General features: G+C 62.1%; 21 protein-coding genes. 12 read left to right on the top strand and 9 right to left on the bottom strand.

The features are described 5' to 3' along the window. Positions 1 to 107 precede the first annotated feature (107 nt). Together purS and purQ are read left to right on the top strand one after the other, a co-directional pair. Positions 108 to 347 carry a phosphoribosylformylglycinamidine synthase subunit PurS gene (gene purS / locus AC2ETI_RS10855; protein WP_003945817.1) on the top strand — a complete coding sequence of 80 codons (240 nt, stop codon included), beginning with the start codon at positions 108 to 110 and terminating at the stop codon, positions 345 to 347. Then, positions 344 to 1,021 (top strand): phosphoribosylformylglycinamidine synthase subunit PurQ, encoded by a 678-nt coding sequence (gene purQ / locus AC2ETI_RS10850; RefSeq protein ID WP_019747077.1) that lies wholly within the window; start codon positions 344 to 346, stop codon positions 1,019 to 1,021. The genes purS and purQ overlap by 4 nt, the downstream gene beginning before the upstream one ends. An 83-nt stretch (positions 1,022 to 1,104) precedes the next feature. On the opposite strand, the gene AC2ETI_RS10845 is transcribed toward purQ, so the two are convergent. Continuing rightward, the gene (locus AC2ETI_RS10845) at positions 1,105 to 2,325 is read right to left on the bottom strand and encodes a pyridoxal phosphate-dependent aminotransferase (RefSeq protein ID WP_141487732.1); all 1,221 of its coding nucleotides are present in this window, start codon (positions 2,323 to 2,325) and stop codon (positions 1,105 to 1,107) included. A gap of 138 nt (positions 2,326 to 2,463) precedes the next feature. Between AC2ETI_RS10845 and AC2ETI_RS10840 the strand changes: the two genes are divergently transcribed. Further along, positions 2,464 to 3,870 carry an aminotransferase-like domain-containing protein gene (locus AC2ETI_RS10840; protein ID WP_019747079.1) on the top strand — a complete coding sequence of 469 codons (1,407 nt, stop codon included), beginning with the start codon at positions 2,464 to 2,466 and terminating at the stop codon, positions 3,868 to 3,870. A 57-nt stretch (positions 3,871 to 3,927) separates the two neighbouring features. After that, a complete protein-coding gene (locus AC2ETI_RS10835; RefSeq protein WP_019747080.1) occupies positions 3,928 to 4,374 on the top strand; it encodes a hypothetical protein in 447 nt (148 codons plus the stop codon). A 6-nt stretch (positions 4,375 to 4,380) separates the two neighbouring features. Here AC2ETI_RS10835 and AC2ETI_RS10830 read toward each other — a convergent pair whose 3' ends face one another. Beyond that, on the bottom strand, positions 4,381 to 5,589 hold the full coding sequence (locus AC2ETI_RS10830) for a macrolide family glycosyltransferase (RefSeq protein ID WP_483633896.1): 1,209 nt from the start codon (positions 5,587 to 5,589) through the stop codon (positions 4,381 to 4,383). A gap of 180 nt (positions 5,590 to 5,769) precedes the next feature. Here AC2ETI_RS10830 and AC2ETI_RS10825 point away from each other — a divergent pair, with 180 nt between their 5' ends. Next, positions 5,770 to 6,060: a YiaA/YiaB family inner membrane protein gene (locus AC2ETI_RS10825; protein WP_003945505.1), complete on the top strand. Its 291-nt coding sequence runs from the start codon at positions 5,770 to 5,772 to the stop codon at positions 6,058 to 6,060. Here the strand turns inward: AC2ETI_RS10825 and AC2ETI_RS10820 are convergent. Together AC2ETI_RS10820 and AC2ETI_RS10815 are read right to left on the bottom strand one after the other, a co-directional pair. Then, entirely contained in the window at positions 6,044 to 7,150 is a 1,107-nt protein-coding gene (locus tag AC2ETI_RS10820) for a sensor histidine kinase (protein ID WP_483633895.1), read from the bottom strand. The two genes, AC2ETI_RS10825 and AC2ETI_RS10820, sit on opposite strands and share 17 nt — an antisense overlap. Next, the gene (locus AC2ETI_RS10815) at positions 7,147 to 7,860 is read right to left on the bottom strand and encodes a response regulator transcription factor (RefSeq protein ID WP_019747082.1); all 714 of its coding nucleotides are present in this window, start codon (positions 7,858 to 7,860) and stop codon (positions 7,147 to 7,149) included. Before AC2ETI_RS10815 ends, AC2ETI_RS10820 begins: the two co-directional genes overlap by 4 nt. Positions 7,861 to 8,075: 215 nt before the next feature. Here AC2ETI_RS10815 and AC2ETI_RS10810 point away from each other — a divergent pair, with 215 nt between their 5' ends. Together AC2ETI_RS10810 and AC2ETI_RS10805 are read left to right on the top strand one after the other, a co-directional pair. Next, entirely contained in the window at positions 8,076 to 8,726 is a 651-nt protein-coding gene (locus AC2ETI_RS10810; protein ID WP_153213260.1) for a DUF305 domain-containing protein, read from the top strand. A 112-nt stretch (positions 8,727 to 8,838) separates the two neighbouring features. Further along, positions 8,839 to 10,917: a heavy metal translocating P-type ATPase gene (locus tag AC2ETI_RS10805; RefSeq protein ID WP_483633894.1), complete on the top strand. Its 2,079-nt coding sequence runs from the start codon at positions 8,839 to 8,841 to the stop codon at positions 10,915 to 10,917. Between the two features lie 18 nt (positions 10,918 to 10,935). Here AC2ETI_RS10805 and AC2ETI_RS10800 read toward each other — a convergent pair whose 3' ends face one another. The 3 genes from AC2ETI_RS10800 to AC2ETI_RS10790 form a co-directional block, all read right to left on the bottom strand. Beyond that, positions 10,936 to 11,706, bottom strand: coding sequence for an alpha/beta fold hydrolase (locus tag AC2ETI_RS10800; RefSeq protein ID WP_387405378.1), 771 nt, complete (start codon positions 11,704 to 11,706; stop codon positions 10,936 to 10,938). Positions 11,707 to 11,849: 143 nt separating this feature from the next. Beyond that, positions 11,850 to 12,389 (bottom strand): hypothetical protein, encoded by a 540-nt coding sequence (locus AC2ETI_RS10795; protein ID WP_387405300.1) that lies wholly within the window; start codon positions 12,387 to 12,389, stop codon positions 11,850 to 11,852. 51 nt (positions 12,390 to 12,440) lie between these two features. Next, the gene (locus AC2ETI_RS10790) at positions 12,441 to 14,042 is read right to left on the bottom strand and encodes an ABC-F family ATP-binding cassette domain-containing protein (protein ID WP_483633893.1); all 1,602 of its coding nucleotides are present in this window, start codon (positions 14,040 to 14,042) and stop codon (positions 12,441 to 12,443) included. 281 nt (positions 14,043 to 14,323) lie between these two features. On the opposite strand from AC2ETI_RS10790, the gene AC2ETI_RS10785 reads away from it, so the two are divergent. Together AC2ETI_RS10785 and AC2ETI_RS10780 are read left to right on the top strand one after the other, a co-directional pair. Next, positions 14,324 to 14,779: a VOC family protein gene (locus tag AC2ETI_RS10785; protein WP_019747088.1), complete on the top strand. Its 456-nt coding sequence runs from the start codon at positions 14,324 to 14,326 to the stop codon at positions 14,777 to 14,779. Then, positions 14,776 to 15,411 carry a flavin reductase family protein gene (locus tag AC2ETI_RS10780; RefSeq protein WP_020906389.1) on the top strand — a complete coding sequence of 212 codons (636 nt, stop codon included), beginning with the start codon at positions 14,776 to 14,778 and terminating at the stop codon, positions 15,409 to 15,411. Before AC2ETI_RS10785 ends, AC2ETI_RS10780 begins: the two co-directional genes overlap by 4 nt. On the opposite strand, the gene AC2ETI_RS10775 is transcribed toward AC2ETI_RS10780, so the two are convergent. Continuing rightward, positions 15,378 to 15,974, bottom strand: a complete 597-nt coding sequence (locus AC2ETI_RS10775; protein ID WP_021333122.1) for a MarR family winged helix-turn-helix transcriptional regulator — start codon at positions 15,972 to 15,974, stop codon at positions 15,378 to 15,380. The genes AC2ETI_RS10780 and AC2ETI_RS10775 overlap by 34 nt on opposite strands. 107 nt (positions 15,975 to 16,081) lie before the next feature. Between AC2ETI_RS10775 and hpaH the strand changes: the two genes are divergently transcribed. Beyond that, complete coding sequence (gene hpaH / locus AC2ETI_RS10770; protein ID WP_047889118.1) at positions 16,082 to 16,906, top strand: 2-oxo-hept-4-ene-1,7-dioate hydratase; 825 nt, start codon at positions 16,082 to 16,084, stop codon at positions 16,904 to 16,906. Beyond that, positions 16,903 to 17,703: an HpcH/HpaI aldolase family protein gene (locus tag AC2ETI_RS10765; RefSeq protein WP_020906392.1), complete on the top strand. Its 801-nt coding sequence runs from the start codon at positions 16,903 to 16,905 to the stop codon at positions 17,701 to 17,703. The genes hpaH and AC2ETI_RS10765 overlap by 4 nt, the downstream gene beginning before the upstream one ends. Positions 17,704 to 17,717: 14 nt before the next feature. On the opposite strand, the gene AC2ETI_RS10760 is transcribed toward AC2ETI_RS10765, so the two are convergent. Continuing rightward, the gene (locus AC2ETI_RS10760) at positions 17,718 to 18,272 is read right to left on the bottom strand and encodes a hypothetical protein (protein ID WP_029254565.1); all 555 of its coding nucleotides are present in this window, start codon (positions 18,270 to 18,272) and stop codon (positions 17,718 to 17,720) included. A 96-nt stretch (positions 18,273 to 18,368) separates the two neighbouring features. Here AC2ETI_RS10760 and AC2ETI_RS10755 point away from each other — a divergent pair, with 96 nt between their 5' ends. Further along, a complete protein-coding gene (locus AC2ETI_RS10755; RefSeq protein ID WP_483633892.1) occupies positions 18,369 to 20,186 on the top strand; it encodes a penicillin-binding transpeptidase domain-containing protein in 1,818 nt (605 codons plus the stop codon). Positions 20,187 to 20,288: the final 102 nt, after the last annotated feature.

Genomic DNA, 20,288 nt, shown 5'->3' with positions numbered 1-20,288 from the left:
GTCACGCCCCGATCACTCGATGCGAACCATCTCGGGTGCGCCCGGTAAACTGGCCATCACCCGAGCGTTTCACTCCGGGTTCGCGCACTAGTACCGAGGAGCAGCACGTGGCCCGTGTCGTCGTCGAAGTCATGCCCAAGGCCGAGATTCTCGACCCCCAGGGACAGGCAATTGTCGGGGCACTGTCTCGCCTGGGCTTTGCAGGAGTATCCGATGTCCGTCAGGGCAAGCGGTTCGAGTTGGAGATCGACGGCAGTGTCGAAGACGCCGAACTCGAGAAGATCGCCGAAGGCCTGCTGGCCAACACGGTGATCGAGGATTGGACCGTCAGGCGAGTCGAGGCATGAGCGCACGTATCGGGGTTATCACGTTCCCGGGCACGCTCGACGACATCGATGCTGCTCGGGCCATCAACCTGGCCGGCGGTGAAGCTGTCGAACTCTGGCACGGCGACGCAGACCTCAAGGGTGTCGACGCGGTTGTCGTTCCCGGCGGATTCTCCTACGGCGACTACCTTCGTTGCGGCGCGATCGCACGTTTTGCTCCCGCGATGGGCAAGGTTGTCGAAGCAGCCAAGGGCGGCATGCCGGTCCTGGGCATCTGCAACGGTTTCCAGATCCTCTGCGAAGCAGGTTTGCTCCCCGGTGCCCTGACCCGTAACCAGGGTCTGCACTTCATCTGCCGCGACGAGTGGTTGACGGTCGAAGCCAACAACACGGCTTGGTCCTCACGCTATGAGGCCGGCGCCCAGATCCTCATCCCGCTCAAGTCGGGTGAAGGTCGCTTCCAGGCTTCCGAAAATGTTCTCGACGAACTCGAGGGTGAAGGCCGCGTCGTCTTCCGCTACTCGGAGGAGAACCCCAACGGCTCGCAGCGTCGTATCGCCGGTATCTCTTCGGCCAACGGCCGCGTCGTCGGTTTGATGCCGCACCCCGAGCACGCCACCGAGGCTCTCACCGGACCGAGCGACGACGGACTCGGCTTGTTCTACTCGGCACTCGACGCGATCGTCACTGCCTGATCGCCTGCTGATTCTCACCACTGAACGCCGACCGGAAATCCGGTCGGCGTTCAGTCGTTTGTGGGGGCGTCCCGGTTCTCGGGTTACTGGCTGTAGGAACTGAGGAAGTTGCCGAGACGCTCGAGGGCGATCGTGAGGTCGTCGGTGTTCGGCAGGGTCACCAACCGAAAGTGGTCGGGTTCGATCCAATTGAACGCGCGGCCGTGACTGACCAGAATCTTTTCCGATTCCAGTAGATCGAGAACGAACCTCTCGTCGTCGACGATGCCGAACTTGTCGACGTCGAGCTTCGGGAACAGGTACAGCGCGCCGTCGGCCTGCTGACAGCTGATCCCGTCGATGCTGTTGAGCGTGCTGTGCGCGAGATCGCGCTGTGCTGTCAGTCGACCTTGCGGGAGCAGGAGGTCCTCGATGGACTGGCGTCCGCCGAGTGCGGTCTGGATCGCGTGCTGCGCCGGCACATTGGCACACATTCGCATGTTGGCCAGCAGTTTGATGCCTTCGATGAAACTCGACGCCCGCTCGAGTGGTCCGGTGATGGCCAGCCATCCGGCTCGGAACCCGCAGACGCGGTAGGCCTTGGACAGCCCCGAGTATGTCAGACACAAAACGTCTCGCCCGGTCATCGACGCAAGGTTTGTCATGGATCGGCCGTCGTAGACGATCTTCTCGTAGATCTCGTCGGCGAAGAGCATCAGGTCATGCTTGCGGGCAATGTCGACGAAGCGTTGCAGCACCTCCGTCGAGTAGACGGCGCCCGTCGGATTGTTGGGATTGATGACGACAATCCCTCGGGTGCGCGGAGAGATCCGGGCTTCCAGATCGTCGAAGTCCGGTGCCCAGCCCTGGCTTTCATCGGTGAGGTAGTGAACCGGCGTGCCGCCGGCAAGTGAAACCGAAGCCGTCCACAAGGGGTAGTCGGGAGCGGGAATCAGGATCTCGTCCTCGGGATTGCAGAGCGCCTGCATCGTCAGCGTGATCAGTTCGGAGACGCCGTTTCCGAGATAGATCTCGTCGACGGTGACGTCGGTGATACCCCGCGTCTGGTAGTACTGGACCACCGCGGTGCGCGCCGAATACAGTCCGCGAGAATCGCAATATCCCTGGGCGGTAGGGAGATTGCGGATCATGGCCATCATGATTTCGTCCGGTGCTTCGAATCCGAAGGGGGCCGGATTACCGACGTTGAGTCGCAGGATCGTGTGTCCCTGATCCTCGAGTTCTTCGGTCTTGTCGAGAATTCGCCCTCTGATGTCGTACCTGACATTCTCGAGCTTGCGGGCCTGATCGATGGGTGTGTTCACGCGGTTACGTACCTCTCCGGTTCGGGTGGGCGAGTTGTGTTTCAGATGAGAAGGGCGCCTCAGGGTTCGGTCTGGAAACGGACATTGATTCGCGATAGCGCTAGCGGCGAGAGGAGAGTAGCGCTACTATGATTCGACATGTCCAATGATAGCAGTTCGAGGATTGTCGCAGCCTTGCGCGAATGGATCGCGACGGCACCTCCAGGCGCGAAGCTTCCGTCCACTCGGTCGCTCGTGAGCCTGCACGGGGCGAGCCCGGTCACCGTGCAGAAGGCGCTGCGAACGCTGGTATCTCAGGGGGTTGTGGAGGCTCGTCCCGGTGTGGGGACCTTCGTACGCGCCGCACGCGTCGTGCGACCCAACGATTACGGGTGGCAGACCGCGGCGCTCGGATCGCCGAACTATCGTCTGCAGCTTCCTATTGCGCTGCAGTCCACCTCCAACGACGTGATCGCGCTGCATTCCGGCTATCCGGCCCGAGAGCTGTTGCCGGAAGGTCTGGTTCGTGCAGCATTCACCAGGGCGACGCGAACCGACGCCGTGTTCAATCGGCCCCTCGCCGCCGGGCTTCCGGAACTGCAGTCCTGGTTTGCCTCCGAATTGGGTTCCGCAACTCCCGCCGGGATCACTCCGCCCGGGCCGAACGACGTGGTTGTACTTCCCGGCAGTCAGGGTGGGCTTGCGACGTCCTTCCGTGCGCTGGTGGGGGAGGGGCGTCCGTTGCTCATGGAATCGCCGACCTACTGGGGTGCGATCCTGGCTGCCGCGCAGGCCGGTGTGACGGTCATTCCGATCTCCAGCGGCGCCAACGGTCCTGATCCTGAAGAGCTTTCGCGTGCATTCGAACAGACCGGTGCCCGTGCGTTCTACGCGCAACCGAGCTTCGCGAGCCCGACGGGAGCGCTGTGGTCGCCGTCGTTGGCTGACAAGGTTCTCGACACCGTCCGTCGGCACGGCGCCTTCCTCATCGAGGACAGTTCGGCGCTCGACTTCGGAATCACCGCGGATCCCAGCCCCATCGCTGCACGCGACGACAGCGGACACGTCGTTTACCTTCGTGCACTGACCAAGAGCGTGTCGCCATCGGTGCGAGTTGCCGGATTGATCGCCCGAGGGCCGGCCTACGAGCGGATTCTTGCTGATACACAGGCGGATTCGATGTATGTCAGTGGGATGCTGCAAGCGGTAGCGCTCGACGTCGTGACCCAACCGGCCTGGCGTACGCACTTGCGCCGGCTTCGTCACCAACTCGAGGCCAGACGCGACCTCCTCGTGTCGAGTCTGCGCGAGCATGCGCCGGACGCTCACCTCGACGCTGTACCGCAAGGCGGACTCAACCTCTGGCTTCGGCTCCCGGACACCACGAATCTCGAACGTGTCGTGCAGGACTGCCGGTCGGCCGGCGTCATCGTCGGGGCCGGTGACGATTGGTTCCCGGCAGAACCGACCGGAAAGTTCCTGCGGCTCAACTACGCCGGACCGAACCCGGGTGAGTTCCCCGACGCCGCCCGCATCATCGGCCGAGCAATCACACAACATATGTAGAACTTCACCTCGCTGGTGGTTGACCTGAACTTCCGTTGAGGTTTTATCGTCGTGTCCATGAACAAACAAGCGATGCAGCCACCGGCCAATCAGCCGATCGGATTCTGGACAGCGCGCGCCGGTGAAGCGATTCGCGCGCGCACGCGCGGAGCGCTCGAAGCAATCGGCGTGACCCAGCCGGGGTGGTGGGTCCTGCACCAACTTTCGCTGCACCCTGAAGGGGTGGAGCGAGCTGTCCTCCTGCGAACGATCGGTCCGAACGAATCAACTGACGTGATCGACGCGGCCGTCGACTCTGCTCTCGACCTGGGCTGGGCGCGTGAAGACGAGTCTGTCCTTCTCCCTACTGATGCGGGCACCCAGCAGTTCGATCGCGCCGCGCGGGTACAGCAGATGCTGCAGGAAGAGCGGATGCAGGGAATCAGCGAAGAAGAATTCGTCACCACCATCACGGTTCTGCAGCGAACCGTCAAGAACGTGGGCGGCGACGCCTGGCACTGGTAGCCACCACTACCGCCGCCCGCTGTCTGGCAGGGCGGCCTCGATCAACTCGACGGCACGAGATACACCGCCCGCCACTGCGAGTTCTTTTGCCAACTCTGCACTGCGTCGGCGGAACTCGTCCGAGCTCACCCGAGTCAGCGCCTCTCGAAGCTCTACTGCCGTGACGGTGGCGCCGTCGATGCGTACTGCGACACCGGCGTCGACGAGTGAGTCGGCGTTGCCGAACTGATCGACGGCTTGCGGCACCGCGATCATGGGCGTGCCGGTCACGAGTCCCTCGCTGGATCCGCCCATACCCGCGTGGGTCACGAACGCGTCGGCCTGCTGCAGAATCGCGAACTGCGGTACCCAGCGGTGTATTTCGACGTTGTCGGGTAGTGGTCCGAGATCCGAGATCTGCACCTGCTTTCCGATCTGGAGGACGACGTGCCAGCCGTCCATCGGGGCGAAAGCCTCGACGCAGGTGCGATAGAAATCCGGATGATCGGTGAAGGCTGAACCCAGCGAAATCAACACAAGCTTGCGTTCGGGATCCGGGTTCACCCAGGGTTGGTTGCTCGGTTCGAGTGCGGGGCCGACAAACGTGTAGACGTCGCGGTTCACTCGATCGGCGTTGGGCTGCATCGATTCTGCGATCAGCACGATTGCACGGGGTGGGCGTCCGGTGAACTCACGCGGATCGACCTCGACGCCTTCGGCGCGGAAGAACCGGGCCTCCCGATCGAGCAGGTCGACGCCTCTCGGATCGGAACGAATCTCGTCGTACATCGGTGCGGCGTCGTCTTCGTAGCCGTCCCAGGCAACATACGTCGGCGACAACTGGATGATGGGAACGTTCCACTGCTGAGCCAGTATTCGCGCGGGGATCCCGGCGATGTCGTAGAGAAAGAGGTCGGGACGGTCGTCGTCGTAGATTTGGCGCAGCTGCGGCAGCATCGCCTCGTAGTCGTCCTGGAAAATCGTCAACTGATCGATCAGATCCCCATCCCAACTCTTCTCCGGTTCGGCGCCGTCAGGGGAAGGAACGAGGCTGGGCAGCGTGGAGACGTACGGTGCGAATTCAGCCCCGGTCGCCTCGATGACCTCGCGCATCGACTCGTCGTTGGCGTAGGTGACGCGGTGACCGGCGGCGACGAGACGCGCGATGATCGCCAGGCTTGGATTGACGTGGCCAGGTGCCGGAATGCTCACCATGGCGATATGTCTGCGGGTCATCGATCACTCCTGCCGTCTGACTGTTGTCGAACAACAACTGTTCTGGAACAACTCCGGATACCGGACCGAGACTATCCACCAGGATGGGTAACGGCATCTGATTTTTGCCGGGGAAGTACCGTGCGCACTCGAGTAGGACTACGCATCCGAGTGCCGGGATGGGCGAGCAGACTTCGAAGCATGAGCACACCGACAACACCTTCGAAGACCACCGCAGCCTTCTATCTGCAGGCCGGAATAGCCTTTGCCGTCAGTTTTGTCGGCACCCTCCTCGGAATTGCGTATCTTCCGATCGATGCGTGGCAACGCGGATTTCTCGGAATGTCCTTGCTGTTCTTGGTCACCAGTACGTTCACGTTGGCCAAGGTGATTCGTGATCAGCAGGAGGCGTCTACCGTCAGGGTTCGAGTGGACGAGGCTCGACTCGAGAAGTTGATCGCCGAGCACGATCCGTTCAAGGCAGCTGCCTGAGTCCCATCGGCAAAGTGAGGACGAGGGTGCTGCCGAGCGGCTGCTCGTTGCGGCGGGCCGTCAGGTTGCCGCCATGCGCCAGCGCGAGGCTCCTCGCAATGGTGAGTCCCAAACCAGAGCCGTCGGATCGATCACCGCGATGGAAACGGTCGAAGACGGATTCGAGTTGGTCTGCGGGAATTCCGTCACCGGTATCGGTGACGGACACCGTGAGGTGATCACCTTCCCGTGCGAGTGTCACCTTCACCGAACCTCCGGTTGGAGTGTGCCGCAACGCGTTTTCGAGCAGGTTGGCGAGGATCTGTTCGATTCGTTGGCGATCGACCTCGGCCGTGACCGGTTGCGGAGGCAGGGCGGTTGTCAATTCGACTCCACGATCGGCAAAACGTGGCCCCGCTGCTGCCGTTGCGCTGCAGACGATGTCGTCGAGATTCTCGGTCCGGCGATCGAGTTCGAGAGCGTGTTCGTCGGCAGCGGAGACGTCCGCCAGATCGCACGACAGCCGACGCAGACGTTCGAGTTGATCGCGCATCACCGACCACGACGAAGGTTCTGTCGGCACAACTCCGTCCTCGATACCGTCCACGTACGCAGCCAAAGTCGATACCGGAGTGCGCAATTCGTGGGCAAGGTCGGCAAGCAGTCGTTTGCGGACCCGATCCGAATGATCAAGGCGTGCAGCCATGTCGGCGAATGCCGTTTCGAGACGCGTGAAATCGGCATCTACGTCGGACCTGCCGATAGTCACGTCGAAGTTCCCGTCGGCGACGCTTTGCGCCGCCTCTGCCAGCATGGTGATCGGTGCCGTGACGCGTCGGACGATGTAGACCGCGGCGATGCCTGCGCCCACCAGCGCGACCGCGATCCCGCACAACAGAGCAATGGTCATGGTCTGAGCGAATGCTTCTTCGGTGTGGGTACGGACATTCGAGTCTTCGATGCCGGCCATCATGAGGTGGTTGTGAAAGAGCGGGGCAGCGACGGCGATGGCAACGGCGGCGATTACGAGGCAGGCGACGAACAGGACGACAAGCTGCGCGAGCAGTAGTTTTCCGCGTAGGCCGAGTTTTTTCATGACGACCGCGTTCATGACGACCTCAGTGAGTATCCGACGCCCCTGACGGTTCTGATGAACCGCGGATCGGTCGCGTCGTCGCCGAGTTTGCGGCGTAATGCACGGACATGGACGTCGACGATGTGCTGGTCCCCGAACCAGGACGACCCCCACACCGAGGCGATGATCTCGGCCCGACTCCAGGCTGCGTCGGGTCGGGATGCGAGCGCGGACAACAGGGTGAACTCGGTGGGGGTCAGATCGACCAGGTTGTCGTCGACACGGACCGTGCGGGCCAGGACGTCGATGTCGAGTCCGGGAGGCGTTGGCAGCACTTTCGGCAGCAAACTCGACGCGCGTGGCCGTCTGAGCAGAGCTTTCACTCGCGCAACCAACTCGCGGGGGCCGAAGGGCTTGACCACGTAGTCATCCGCGCCGGCCGCCAGACCCGTCACCTTGTCCGACTCTTCACCGCGGGCGGAGAGCATCAGGATGTACGCGTCCGAGAAGGTGCGGATTCGTCGGCAGACTTCCATGCCGTCGAAGCCCGGGAGCATCAGATCGAGCACGATCAGCGCGGGCTCGAATTCGCGCACCGAGCGTACTGCGCTCGGCCCGTCGTGGGCGAGGCGCACGGTGAATCCTTCGCGTGTCAGATAGTTGGCGACAACCTTCGCGAGGGCAGTCTCGTCGTCGACGACAAGAACACGCCCCGGTTCCTCACCAGGTCGTAGTTCGGCGCTCATCAAACCGAGGTTAGTCGACTGTGTGTCTGCATTGCTGTCGTGTGGTGGTTTCCGCTCGACTGTGAAGATTCGATGAAGGAAGCCTGTTTGGGCCGGTTATCGGGCTTCGAGGCGGATTTTCGCCGGTAACGTGGCAACTGTGCATGTGCAGCATTGTTGTCAAATCAATTGTGGTGCAGTGCATATCGAACAGAATCAATTTTCGGGAGTGAAACATGTCTTTGACGGTCAGGAAGAGCGCCGCACGGTTCGTACCGGTTGTGGCAGCGGCAGCACTGTTGATTGCCGGATGCTCGGACAACTCCGGGGAGAGCGTCAACCATTCTTCCGAAACGACCAGCGTCGCAGCACAGTCGGAGATTCCTGCGGGTGTCAATGCTGCCGACATCGAGTTTCTCGAAGGGATGTACCCGCATCACGCGCAGGCATTGGACATGGCCAGAATGGTCGACGGTCGAACCGACAATGCCGAACTTCTCTCTCTTGCAGCGCAGATAGAGGCAGCGCAAGGCCCGGAAATGGCTCAGATGACGGAATTGCTGACGGAGTGGGGACGCCCCGATCCTTCGTCGAGTTCGATGGAGGGCATGGATGATTCGGCGCATGCGGGACACGGCGTCGGGATGGCCGAGATGCCGGGCATGATGTCGGCCGACGACATGACCGCCCTCACCGACGCCAGTGGCGCGGAGTTCGACAAGTTGTGGCTGACGATGATGATCGAGCACCACAAGGGTGCCATCACCATGTCCCAGACCGAACTCGACAACGGGCTCGATCCATCGGCGGAAAAGATGGCAGAAGCGATCATTGCCGGTCAGCAGGCGGAAATCACTCAGATGGAAGCGATGTTGAAGGAGAAATGAACGGTTGACCTCGGCCGCGTGACCTTGCTCGGTGGCCGAGTCGGGCATACGTTCGAGGCTGATGGTTTGACCGCTGCAGTGCCGGAATCACACGCGAGGGGATGACCGCCACATGGATCACAGTCAGATGGACCATAGCGAGACGGACCATAGCGCGATGGACCATAGCCAGATGGAGCACGGTGCACACGGTGGTCACGCGGATCACGTCGCACAGTTCCGGACGTTGTTCGCAGTCATGCTGGTAATCGCAGTTCCGGTTGTTGCGGCAGATGCGATGTTCGCTGATCTGGTCGGGTACACATTGCCGGAAAACTCTCTGGTGGAATGGATCTCACCGGTGCTCGGCACCGTGATGTACCTCTGGGGAGGCAAGCCGTTCCTCACCGGCGCTGTCGCCGAAATACGTTCTCGGCAACCCGGAATGATGCTTCTGATCGCACTTGCCATCACCGTTGCCTTCTTCGCTTCTTGGGCTGCAAGTCTGCACTGGGTGGATCACACTCTTGATTTCTGGTGGGAGCTCGCGCTTCTGATCGTGATCATGTTGTTGGGTCATTGGATCGAGATGCGTTCGCTCAGTCAGACATCGAGCGCCTTGGATTCGCTTGCCGCTTTGCTGCCCGACGAGGCAGAACGGGTGGTGGGGGAGTCGGTGGAAACCGTGCCCACCGCAGCTCTGGCCACCGGCGACCTGGTGATAGTTCGTCCCGGCGCCCGCGTTCCCTCGGACGGAACGGTCGTCGAGGGAAGCGCCGACATGGACGAATCCATGATCACGGGCGAGTCGAAGACCGTCCGCCGGACTGTCGGAGATCAGGTGGTGGCCGGCACCGTAGCCACCGACTCGGCACTTCGGCTTCGAGTCACCGCTGTGGGAGAAGATACCGCGCTCGCCGGTATCCGGCGCCTGGTCGAACAGGCCCAGAACTCGTCGAGTCGTGCTCAGGTGTTGGCGGACAAGGCCGCTGCTCTGCTGTTCTGGTACGCACTGGGCGCGGCAGTGCTGACCGCGATCGCCTGGAGTATCTGGGGCACACCGGAGAGCGCAGTCACCCGGACGATCACCGTTCTGGTGATCGCCTGCCCGCACGCGCTCGGGTTGGCGATTCCGCTGGTCGTCTCCATCGCGACGGAACGAGCAGCTCGGGCTGGGATTCTGATCACCGACCGCATGGCCCTCGAGGCGATGCGCAACGTAGACACCGTTCTCTTCGACAAGACCGGCACTCTCACCAAGGGGGAGCCCGCAGTGGTCGGTGTGCGCGGCGTCGACGGGTATTCCGACGACGAAGTTCTCAGCGCAGCCGCTGCCGTCGAATTCGACAGCGAACATCCACTCGGGCGCGCCGTCGTCGCAGCGGCGCGGGAGTTGTCGCTCGAATTCACTTCGGGTTCCGACTTTCAGGCGCACAACGGGATCGGGGTTGCTGCGGACGTCGGCGGCGTTCGCGTCGGTGTCGGCGGACCGGGGATGTTGAGATCGGTCGGGGCCACAGCGATCCCGGGGACCGAAGAGTGGCTCAGTGACGGGTCGACGGTCCTGCATGTAGTGCGTGACGAGAAGGTAATCGGCGCATTGGCATTGGCCGACGAGATTCGCCCGGAATCAGCATTGGCCGTCGACGCCCTCCACGCTCGCGGTGTTCGAGTGGCCATGGTCACCGGAGACGCGGAGGCCGTGGCTCATTCGGTCGCCCGCAGACTCGGAATTGACGAGGTCTTCGCCGAGGTGCTTCCGCAGGACAAGGGAGCGCAGGTATCTCGGCTTCAGGCTGCGGGCCACCGCGTGGCGATGGTCGGTGACGGGGTCAACGATGCGCCGGCACTCGCCCAGGCGGATGTGGGTATCGCGATCGGTGCCGGAACCGACGTGGCGATCGCGTCGGCGGGAGTTGTTCTGGCCAGCGATGATCCGCGTTCGGTGAGCTCGGTCATCGAGCTGTCCCGCGCCACCTACCGCAAGATGGTTCAGAACCTCTGGTGGGCAGCGGGATACAACGCGATTTCGGTTCCCCTCGCTGCGGGAGTACTGGCGCCCGTCGGGTTTGTGCTGCCGATGGAGGTCGGAGCAATCCTGATGTCGGTATCCACTGTGGTCGTTGCCGCGAATGCCCAGTTGCTGCGACGCTTGGACTTGCGGCAACCACCGGTGACCGCGTTCGAGTCGAGAGTGCTCACACCGCAGTAGTGAGCGGATGAAGGCGGACTACTGTCGGCTCAGGAACGGAACGAGCGCACGCAGCACAGCTTCGGAGTCCGCGACTGCGCTCGCGTGATCAGCCCCCTCGATCACAGTCAAGGCACTGTCCGGGATCAGCGACGCGAGATGCTCGGTATCCGGCAGGCGCTCGCGATCTCTCGATCCGACGAACAACAACGCCGGTGTGGTGATCCGTTGAAGCACGGCGTCGTCGATGCCCTGCTCCTTCTCGGCCCGGCGCATGTAGGACGCGAGTGCGAGGGCATCGTTGATTCGAAAGGCAGTCGCAGTCTGTGGATCCACCGGTTTGCCGCGCCTCGCGCCCCAACCGCTCAGAAACCCCTCGATACCGCCGCTTTCGAGTGCGTCGATGCAGCCTGGGAAGAACAATGCGTCGAACGCCCCCGTCATCGGCCGGCTACTACCGCCCCCGACGGTCAGCGATCGCACCCGTTCGGAGTGCTCGACAGTCAGCGACATCACCGAGCGCCCGCCGAACGAGTATCCGAGGACGTGCGCCGGTTCGAACGGAGACTCCGTGTCGAGGATCTCCAGGAGATCGCCGACCACCAGATCCATTGCATACGAATCGGAGTCGTGTGGTTTGTCACTGCGTCCGTGACCCCGCATGTCGACGAGGATCAGACGATACTGTTCCTGGAGCGCCTTGACGTACCCGAAGCCACGCCAGATGGAGCGCGACAACGCTGTGCCGTGCACCATCAACAGGGGTGGGCCATCGCCCACGATCTGATAGGCGATCCGCGCACCGTCCACCGGATTTCTCACGTCGTGCAACACCCGTCCAGTATGGGTGCCAGCTACTGCGCACACGAACTCGAGTAGTCGTCCGGAGCCATTCCGACGGATGCCGTGAACTTTCACGACAAGTCGAGCAATCAACTCGGCCTCCCTCAGAGCTACCGGTCACTGCCCGGCCGGGCAGTACCCACTGTTCCAAGCAATGCATCGGTGAAGGGGTCTGCCGTGCTGACGCCTGCGGCTATGCCCCGAAGCAGATCCTCGAAATCAGTGGCAACGACGGTGACCTCCTCGAACTCAGGCTCTCCTCCACGGACAACCTGACCGTCCGGTGCGAGCGCCAGGTACTCGTACCCATTGCGTACCGACAGCAGAATCGGGAGGTGAGTGGACCAGAAGGCGTTGATCGCCGCGCGCTCAGCCGGCCCGGAAGCGACCGCCAGGCTCTCGTGCCGGAACGCATTCCAAGGAAACGCCTCATCACTGACGCCGACTCCACCGGCATAGTTCTCCGCCGAGAGAAACCACACCTGGTCGTCGGAACTGGCAAGTACGGAGAACGAACTCGCCCACACGATGAGTTGATCACAAACGCCGACCAGCGGTTGCGGAACTGGGGCAGAGGCCGATCGAGTAGGTTCTTCGCGAACCCAACCTGCGATCGACAGCGCGGCGGTTGCGTCGAGGTGAAGGCACATCGCCCCACAGTAAGGCCAGACCGTCTCGCACCGATAGCGTCAACCGTCGGCCTACTCGGGATCGATGTCCTGAATACCATTCTCGTCCATGCTGATCCATCGCGTTATGCCGATGTCGCGCAGGAACGGCAGATCGTGACTCACCACCACCATGGCACCGCGGAAATCGGAAAGTGCCTGCGTGAGGTGAGCGAGACTCGGTAGGTCCAGGTTGTTTGTCGGCTCGTCGAGAAGAAGCAGCTGGGGCGCGGGTTCGGCCAGAAGGATCGTCGCTAACGCCGCGCGCAATCGTTCACCGCCGGAGAGCGCAGAAGCCAACACATCGGAATCCGTTCCCCGGAAAAGGAACCGTGCCAACTGCCCACGAATTTCCTCGGCTGTCGCGTGTGGCGCGGCCAAAGCGACGTTGTCCGCCACCGAGAGATTCTCGTCGAACACGTCGAGACGTTGGGGGAGCGCACGAGAGGCTACGAACGGAGTCGACGCAGCGAGTGCATCGAGCAATGTTGTCTTGCCGATTCCGTTGCGTCCCAGTAGCGCAATCCGCTCCGGCCCGGTGATCTGGAGCGATACCCCTTGGCCGCTCCGCAACGTCACCTCGGCGAGCCGCGCAACCTGCTGCCCCGGATGAACCTCTGTAGCAGGAAGGTCCAGGCGAATCTCGCGATCGTCTCGAAGGAGTTCCTCTGCCTCCGACAGGGCGGACTTGGCCTCGTCCACCTTCCCGATATGGTTGAGGGCCAGCTTTCCGGCCGAAACTTGGGCTTGGCGTTTTCGTTCCTGCGCGATAATCAGTGGCACCCGCTTGTTCTCGAACATCTTCTGCCCATAGCGCTTACGTCGGTCCAGTTTTGTTCGAGCGTCGATCAGCTCGCGGCTCTGCTTCGCCAGATCGGCCTTGGCGTCGCGAACAGTGGCGAGTGCGTTTTCCTGCTCAGCGGTCACGACCTCCTGGTAGTGCGAGTAGTTGCCGCCGAACACGCGTAGATCCCCCCGACGTAGTTCGACCGTGTACTCCGAGGTGTCGAGCAGTTCCCGGTCGTGGCTGACGATCAGTACGGTTCCCGGAAACTGTTGGACTGCAGCATGAACTCGTGATCGAGCGTCGCGGTCCAGGTTGTTGGTCGGCTCGTCGAGGAGCAGCACCTGCGGATTCTTCAGCAGCGTTGCGGTCAGGCCGAGTAGGACGGTCTCTCCGCCGGAGAGGGTGCCCACGGTTCGGCTCAGTGCCGCCGTATCCGGAACTACCTTCGCGAGGCCGAGTCGATGCAAGGTGGAGAGAGCGCTCTCCTCGATATCCCAGTTGTTGTCCACGAGTGCAAAGTCGGACTCGGATCCGTCACCGGTTTCGATGCGGTGCAATGCGTTTCGTAGTTCGTGGATACCGAGGATGCCGTCCACCCGAACACTCGGATCGAGTGTGATGTCCTGACGGAGGTAGCCGAACTCGCCGGAAGCGGTCACGGATCCGGATTCCGGTGAGAGCTCTCCCGCGATCAATCGCAGCAGAGTCGACTTTCCTGATCCGTTAAGTCCCACGAGACCGACACGACCACTGGGGAATACGAAGTTGGTGCGGGAAAAGACTGATTCGCCGTCCGGCCAGATGAAGGTGAGATCCGAGAGCGACAGAGAAGGATGGGATTGGGTCATGAGTACTCCAGAGGGTGCTTGGACTGTGCGCCCGGCTCAGCAATTGCTGATGGGTGCGAGTGCCTTCGCGTGATGAACCTCTAGAGGAGCAACGGCCCGTTTCCTGTTCTGTCGGGAATGATTCGTGTTCCAGGCTAACGCGGTCGACCTGGCGGTGCAATGGGTTATTCGAGTCCGGCTCCTTGTGATCTTGACAATAGGCAAACGCATCGGCATTGTTACGCCTGCCAGATGATATGGCTGCCATACTAAATATGCGAGCAAGTATCAGGGAGGAAATCATGGCCGTAGAGGTACTCGAGTTGCATCACATCGGGTTGGGGATGGGGAATGACATCGCCGACCGAACCCGCGACTACTACCGGGACGTTCTCAATCTGACCCAGGATGCGGGACGCTGGCACATTCCCGGCATTCATGGTTACTTCCTCGATATTCCGAGTGACGTGCAGATTCATCTTCTCGGTAGCGACGGACCTTCGCCCTACAGCAAGGGGCCGGGCAAGGATCCGGTGGAAAATCACATAGCGCTCGCGGTCGCTGACATCGGGGCCGCCGAACGTGAACTGGACAAGCTCGGTGTTGAGTACTTTGCTCTGGACAACGTCGCCTCGCCCGACCTCAAGCAGTTGTTCGTGCGTGACCCGGCCGGCAACCTCGTCGAACTCCACCAGGTCGGATTGTGCAGATGCCGTAAGAGCCTGCGCGCCCAGCCTGCGGCCGGTGCGAACGAATGATTTTCGACGTGGGGGAGATGGCACCGAAGTCTCGCTACAACCTCCTCGCCTCCCTCATCGTTCCGAGACCGATAGCCTGGATCACGACGGTGGACGTCAGGGGCTCGGTGAACGCCGCCCCGTTCTCGTTCTTCAATCTGATGTCGGGAACGCCACCGCTCGTGTGCATCGGGATCGGCGCTCGTGAGGGAATTCCGAAGGATACTGCTCGAAATATCGGCTACACAGGTGAGTTCGTGATCAATCTTGTAGATCTCGAGTCTGTCGAGAGTATGAATATCACCGCCGGAGACTATCCAGCCGCAGTCGACGAAACGGCTGTCGCGGGTCTGGAACTGGTTGCTTCACAGAGCATTGCGCCCCCTCGGTTGGCAAGAGCACCAGTTTCGTTGGAATGCGTGGAACAACAGACGTTGTCGATCGGCTACGGGCGATCGATCGTGGTCGGCGAGATCACGACCGCACATGTCGACGACGAGCACGTGTTGGATCCGAGCCGAGGCCACATCGACGGTGCTTCGCTCGATCTCGTGGGGCGAATGCACGGTGGCGGTTGGTACACAACCACTTCCGACCCGTTCAGACTCGCTCGGGTCGATCAGCCTTCAGTCGAGTCCGGATCTTTGAAATGAGTCCACCACTTGCCGAGGATTCGGCCGAGGTCTTTTCGGTCTCGATCGGACAGAGGGGCGAGGAGGTCACGGCAAGCCTCTTCGAAGGCAGGAACCGTCTCCGCGACAGTGCCTTTCCCGATTTCCGTGATCTGGATGGGAGTGGACCGGCGGTCGGTCCCGGTCCGAGTGCGCTCGACGAATTCGCGCTTCTCGAGCCAGTCGAGGACGCCGGTTGCACTGGCACGGGAGATCCCGAAGTAATCCGAGATGCCGCTCGGTGTCTGCCGCATGTATGGCTCGTCTGTGTCGCTGATCGCCTGAGCGGCAAAGATGAGCAGAACGTCGAGCTTTCGTTCGGAAATCTCGAACGGTTCGAGGCTTCGGTTCACCGAACCGATGATGTCGTCGGCCAGCCACAGCGCGAGCAGCCCCAGTCGAGCAGCGGCAGGGTCGTCGGCAGATCCGTACTGGTCGAACATTGCCAGGACGGGTTCCATAGCTTCATCAGCGGTCCGTTTGCTGCGCTCGGCATTTGTTCCCGCCGCGCCGCGCCGATCGGCATTTGTTCCCGTCGCTTCCACGAATCGAGCTTACAAGTCTGCAGGCCGACCGCGGCAATGCGGCGGAAGCGTCTCGCGCGCGGATCGCTGCACTCACCTCCCCCAGAAATCTCGACAGCAGGAGCGTCATGCTGACTGAACGTCAAATACGGACCGCCGCCGAAGAACTCGACCAAGCAGAGCTGTCCGGTGTGCAGGTCGGACAGCTCTCCCTCGGATATCCGAAGATGGACCTCGACGACGCCTATGCAATTCAGACCGCATGGGTCGCGAGAAAGCTTGCCAGGGGCAGGACGATCATCGGTCACAAGATCGGGTTGACTTCGAAGGTGATGCAGCGTGCGTCGAACATCACCGAACCTGACCACGGGGTACTGCTCGACGACATGCTCTTTGCCGACGGTTCCAAGATACCCAATGGGCGCTTCATTGTTCCGCGGGTGGAGGTGGAGCTGGCGTTTGTCCTCGATCGGGACCTCAGTGGCCCCGGCGTCACACTGTACGACGTACTCGACGCGACGCGGTATGTCGTTCCGGCGGTGGAGATCATCGACGCGCGGATCGTGCAGGTCGACCCGGGATCAGGTCGAACACGAACAGTGTTCGACACCATCTCGGACAATGCAGCGAACGCCGGAATCATTCTCGGTGGGCGTCCGGTGGTACCGAACGAGACCGATCTGCGCTGGGTGTCAGCGCTCTGCTATCGAAACGCAGTTGTCGAGGAAAGCGGAGTAGCTGCCGCGGTCCTGAATCATCCGGCAATCGGTGTTGCGTGGCTCGCGAACAAACTCGGACGTCTCGGTGTCGGACTGAAAGCCGGCCACGTGATTCTTGCCGGCTCGTTCACCCGTCCGATCCAGGCGCAGCCGGGGGACACCTTTCACATCGACTACGGCTCGCTCGGCACCGTCTCGTGTCGGTTCGCCGAGACCGGACAAGGGGAACAATGACAACCAAGCCGTTCAAGGTCGCGCTTCGGTCCGATACTGCTCCCGCCCTCGGTTTGTGGCTCGGGCTCGGTGAAGCGGTCACTGCCGAGATATGCGCCGGGGCCGGGTTCGACTGGGTGTTGATCGACTCCGAGCACGGTCCGAACGACCTCCGGTCGGTGGCGGATCAGTTGCGAGCTGTTGCAGCTGATGCGGTCGAACCGATCGTGCGCCCGCCGAGCACCGACGCCGTTGATATCAAGAGACTTCTGGACATCGGCGTGAGAACGCTACTGCTGCCGATGGTCGAATCCGGTTCAGCGGCGAGGGATGCCGTTGCCGCAACACGATATCCGCCGTTCGGGAACCGCGGCGTCGGTAGCGCCCTCGCTCGCGCCTCACGATGGAACAGAGATGTCGACTACCTCGAAAATTCCGCGGACGGAATAACTCTCATCGCGCAGATCGAAACCCCCGGCGCTGTGGCGAACATCGGCGATATTGCGGGCACAGCCGGTATCGACGCTGTCTTTGTGGGCTTGTCGGACCTCGCTGCGACGTCGGGTCATCTCGGACAGCCGCTGCATCCGCAGGTGCAGGAGGCATTTCGATTCGTGGTGGACGAGTGCACACGAATCGGAGTTCCGGTGGGAACTTTGGCGGGGTCGGACGCCGTGGCCGACTTTGCGATCGGTCTCGGTTGTCGATTCGTGGCAATCGGGACCGACGTCGCGGTGCTGGTTCGAGGCTGTGAGACCTTGTTGGAAAGGTATCGTGCTCCGAAAGCTACTCGTGGAGTTGAAGTCTCGGTCTACTGAAAATCGCACGGTCCTCAGATTTTCGGGCCTTCGGACCGAAGATCGTCGACCTTCGACATTGCTTCGCGGAGTTCCGTGAGCCATTGTTCGCTGTGCTTGCCCGCCAACCGGACTGTCCACATGAGAGCGTCCGCTCGCGAGCGAGCAACTCCCGCGTCCACCAAGGTGTCGAGAACCTTGCGTTCGGGCTGACGTAGTCGTGTCATCACCGGAACTGCGAGATGTGTGAACAGGACGGTCTTTTCGTCCAGGCGTACACCCCAGGCGACCTTGCGTCCGTAGCGAGCCTCGGCTTCGTCGGCGATGCGCATCCGGTCGGCGCGCGTGGTTTCACGAAAGCGCGAGATCCTTCCGTCCGCGGCGGCCTCGCCACCGTCGACTGCCGGGAGTTCACCGATCACGACGATTTCTTCGCGGTCGACCTGGACGTCGGCGGTCCCGGTGAACCAGTCATCTGGAAGTCGACCGGCAAACCAGTCGGACGCATCACTCGCGTCGGGAACCGATGCCTGTTGCCAACCTCCGGGACGGCCGAACCTGCGGTCGCCGGAGCTTTGTGAGTTCTTCATGGCGTTCTCCTCGGAAAGCTGGTGGAGCATGACGTGCGTTTATTGCACTGATTACATGATTACACCGATAGTCGAACCGGCGCCACAAATTCGGGCATGATCGGAGTCGTGCGCCTTTCACACGCTCGTCAGAGCTTCCGAACTTTCCGTCGTCCCGTGGCTGCCGTGGCTCTGGGGGTATTGGCCGCAGGATCGGTAGTTGCCTGCAGTTCTGGCCCTGACCAGCCGAAATCAGTGGCAGAGGAGTTCGCCTCCGCGCTCACGTCGGATGACGTGCAAGCGGCGGCAGCCCTGACCACCGATCCGGCAGCGGCCTCGACTGCGATTTCGGCTCTGATCGACGGGCTGGGCAAGGACGAGGGAACATTCACCGTCTCCGACGCCACCGAGTCCGGTGATTCAGCGGGGACGTTCACACTCGATGCGGCGTGGAAGTTCGGGGAAGGTCAGGACTGGAACTACTCGACGCAGGGAAACGCGTCGAAAAGCGGGGACAACTGGCTGATCCAGTGGGACCCGGCGCTGCTGGCCCCGGACCTGACCTCCTCGACCACTCTGCGCTACACGCCCACGACCGGTGCGCCGCCGTCCGTGCTGGACGCGGCGGGTCAGCCGATCATGGAGCAGCAGGTGGTGACGCTGGTCAATCTGGATTCCGCTGCGGTTCCACCGGTGGACACGGCAGCCGTGGCCGCCCTGCTCTCGCCCGTCGCGCCGACGATCACGGCGGCATCGCTCAGCGGCGACCTTGCGTCGGCGAGCGGGAAGCCGGTCACCGCAATCACTTTGCGTGCCGAGGATCTTGCACCGATCGAAGAGCGGTTGGCGGCGATTCCCGGAGTGAGCTTGGCGCCGCAAGCGCGGTTGCTCTCGGTGGACAAAACTTTGGCGTCGCCGACGTTCAGTGGGCTGTCCGATCTGTGGCAGGAGGGGCAGGACAAATCCGCAGGCTGGGCGGTGCAGCAGGTGAAGCAGAACGGAACCGTCACCACCGTCGCCGGCCAAGACGGGCCGGTTGCTCCGAACATCGCGACCACCATTGACCGACCACTGCAACTCGCGGCCGAGAACGCGCTCGCCGGGGTGACGCAACAGGCGGCGATCGTAGCGCTACAGCCGTCGACCGGAGCGGTGTTGGCGGTGGCCCAGAATGCCCCCGCCGACGCACAGGGCCCCATTGCGTTGACCGGCCTGTACCCGCCGGGGTCCACGTTCAAGACCGTGACGACCTCCGCGGCGCTGCAAGCCGGCGTCGCTACACCGGACACCGTTCTGGCGTGCCCGGGTACCGAGAACATCGAGGGCCGTCAGATCCCCAACGACGACGAGTTCGACCTCGGATCGGTTCCGCTGCACACCGCGTTCGCGAAGTCGTGCAACACCACCATGGCCAGGATGGCCGTCGGTCTGCCTGCCGATGCTCTACACAACGCGGCTCTGCAGTTCGGGCTTGGCGTCGACTACGTCACTCCGGGCCTCACGACGGTGACGGGCAACGTCCCCGATGCGAACACACCCGCCGAACGCGTCGAGTCCGCGATCGGACAGGGCACGGTGACCGCCACGCCTTTCGGGATGGCTCTCGTGGCGGCCTCGATCGCCAACGGGACGACACCCGCGCCGATGTTGGTCAAGGGACAGCCCGGCGTGGCAGATCAGACCGTGGCACCGGCGCCCATCGAGGTGACCGAACAGTTGCGGGTGATGATGCGCGAGACCGTCACAGGCGGTACAGCAACGTCGTTGCAGGACATTCCGGGGCTTCTGGGCAAGACCGGTACGGCCGAAACCGAAGGTGGTCCAGCACACGGGTGGTTTGTCGGAATCAAGGGAGATCTCGCATTTGCGGTGTTCATTGCCGGCGCCGACAGCTCTTCGCCTGCCGTGCAGGTAGCGGGTACTTTTCTGCGCTGAAACCTGTTTTCCGTTGCAGTTGGATCACGCCGTCGTAGCTCAACCGTGACACGTTCGTAGGCATCCCGTGCTTGTTACTCGTGTGACAGAAGTAAAGAGTTA

The organism is Rhodococcus sp. MurmanLake-1 (assembly GCF_056945715.1).
This window is presented reverse-complemented; position numbering and strand designations above follow the sequence as displayed.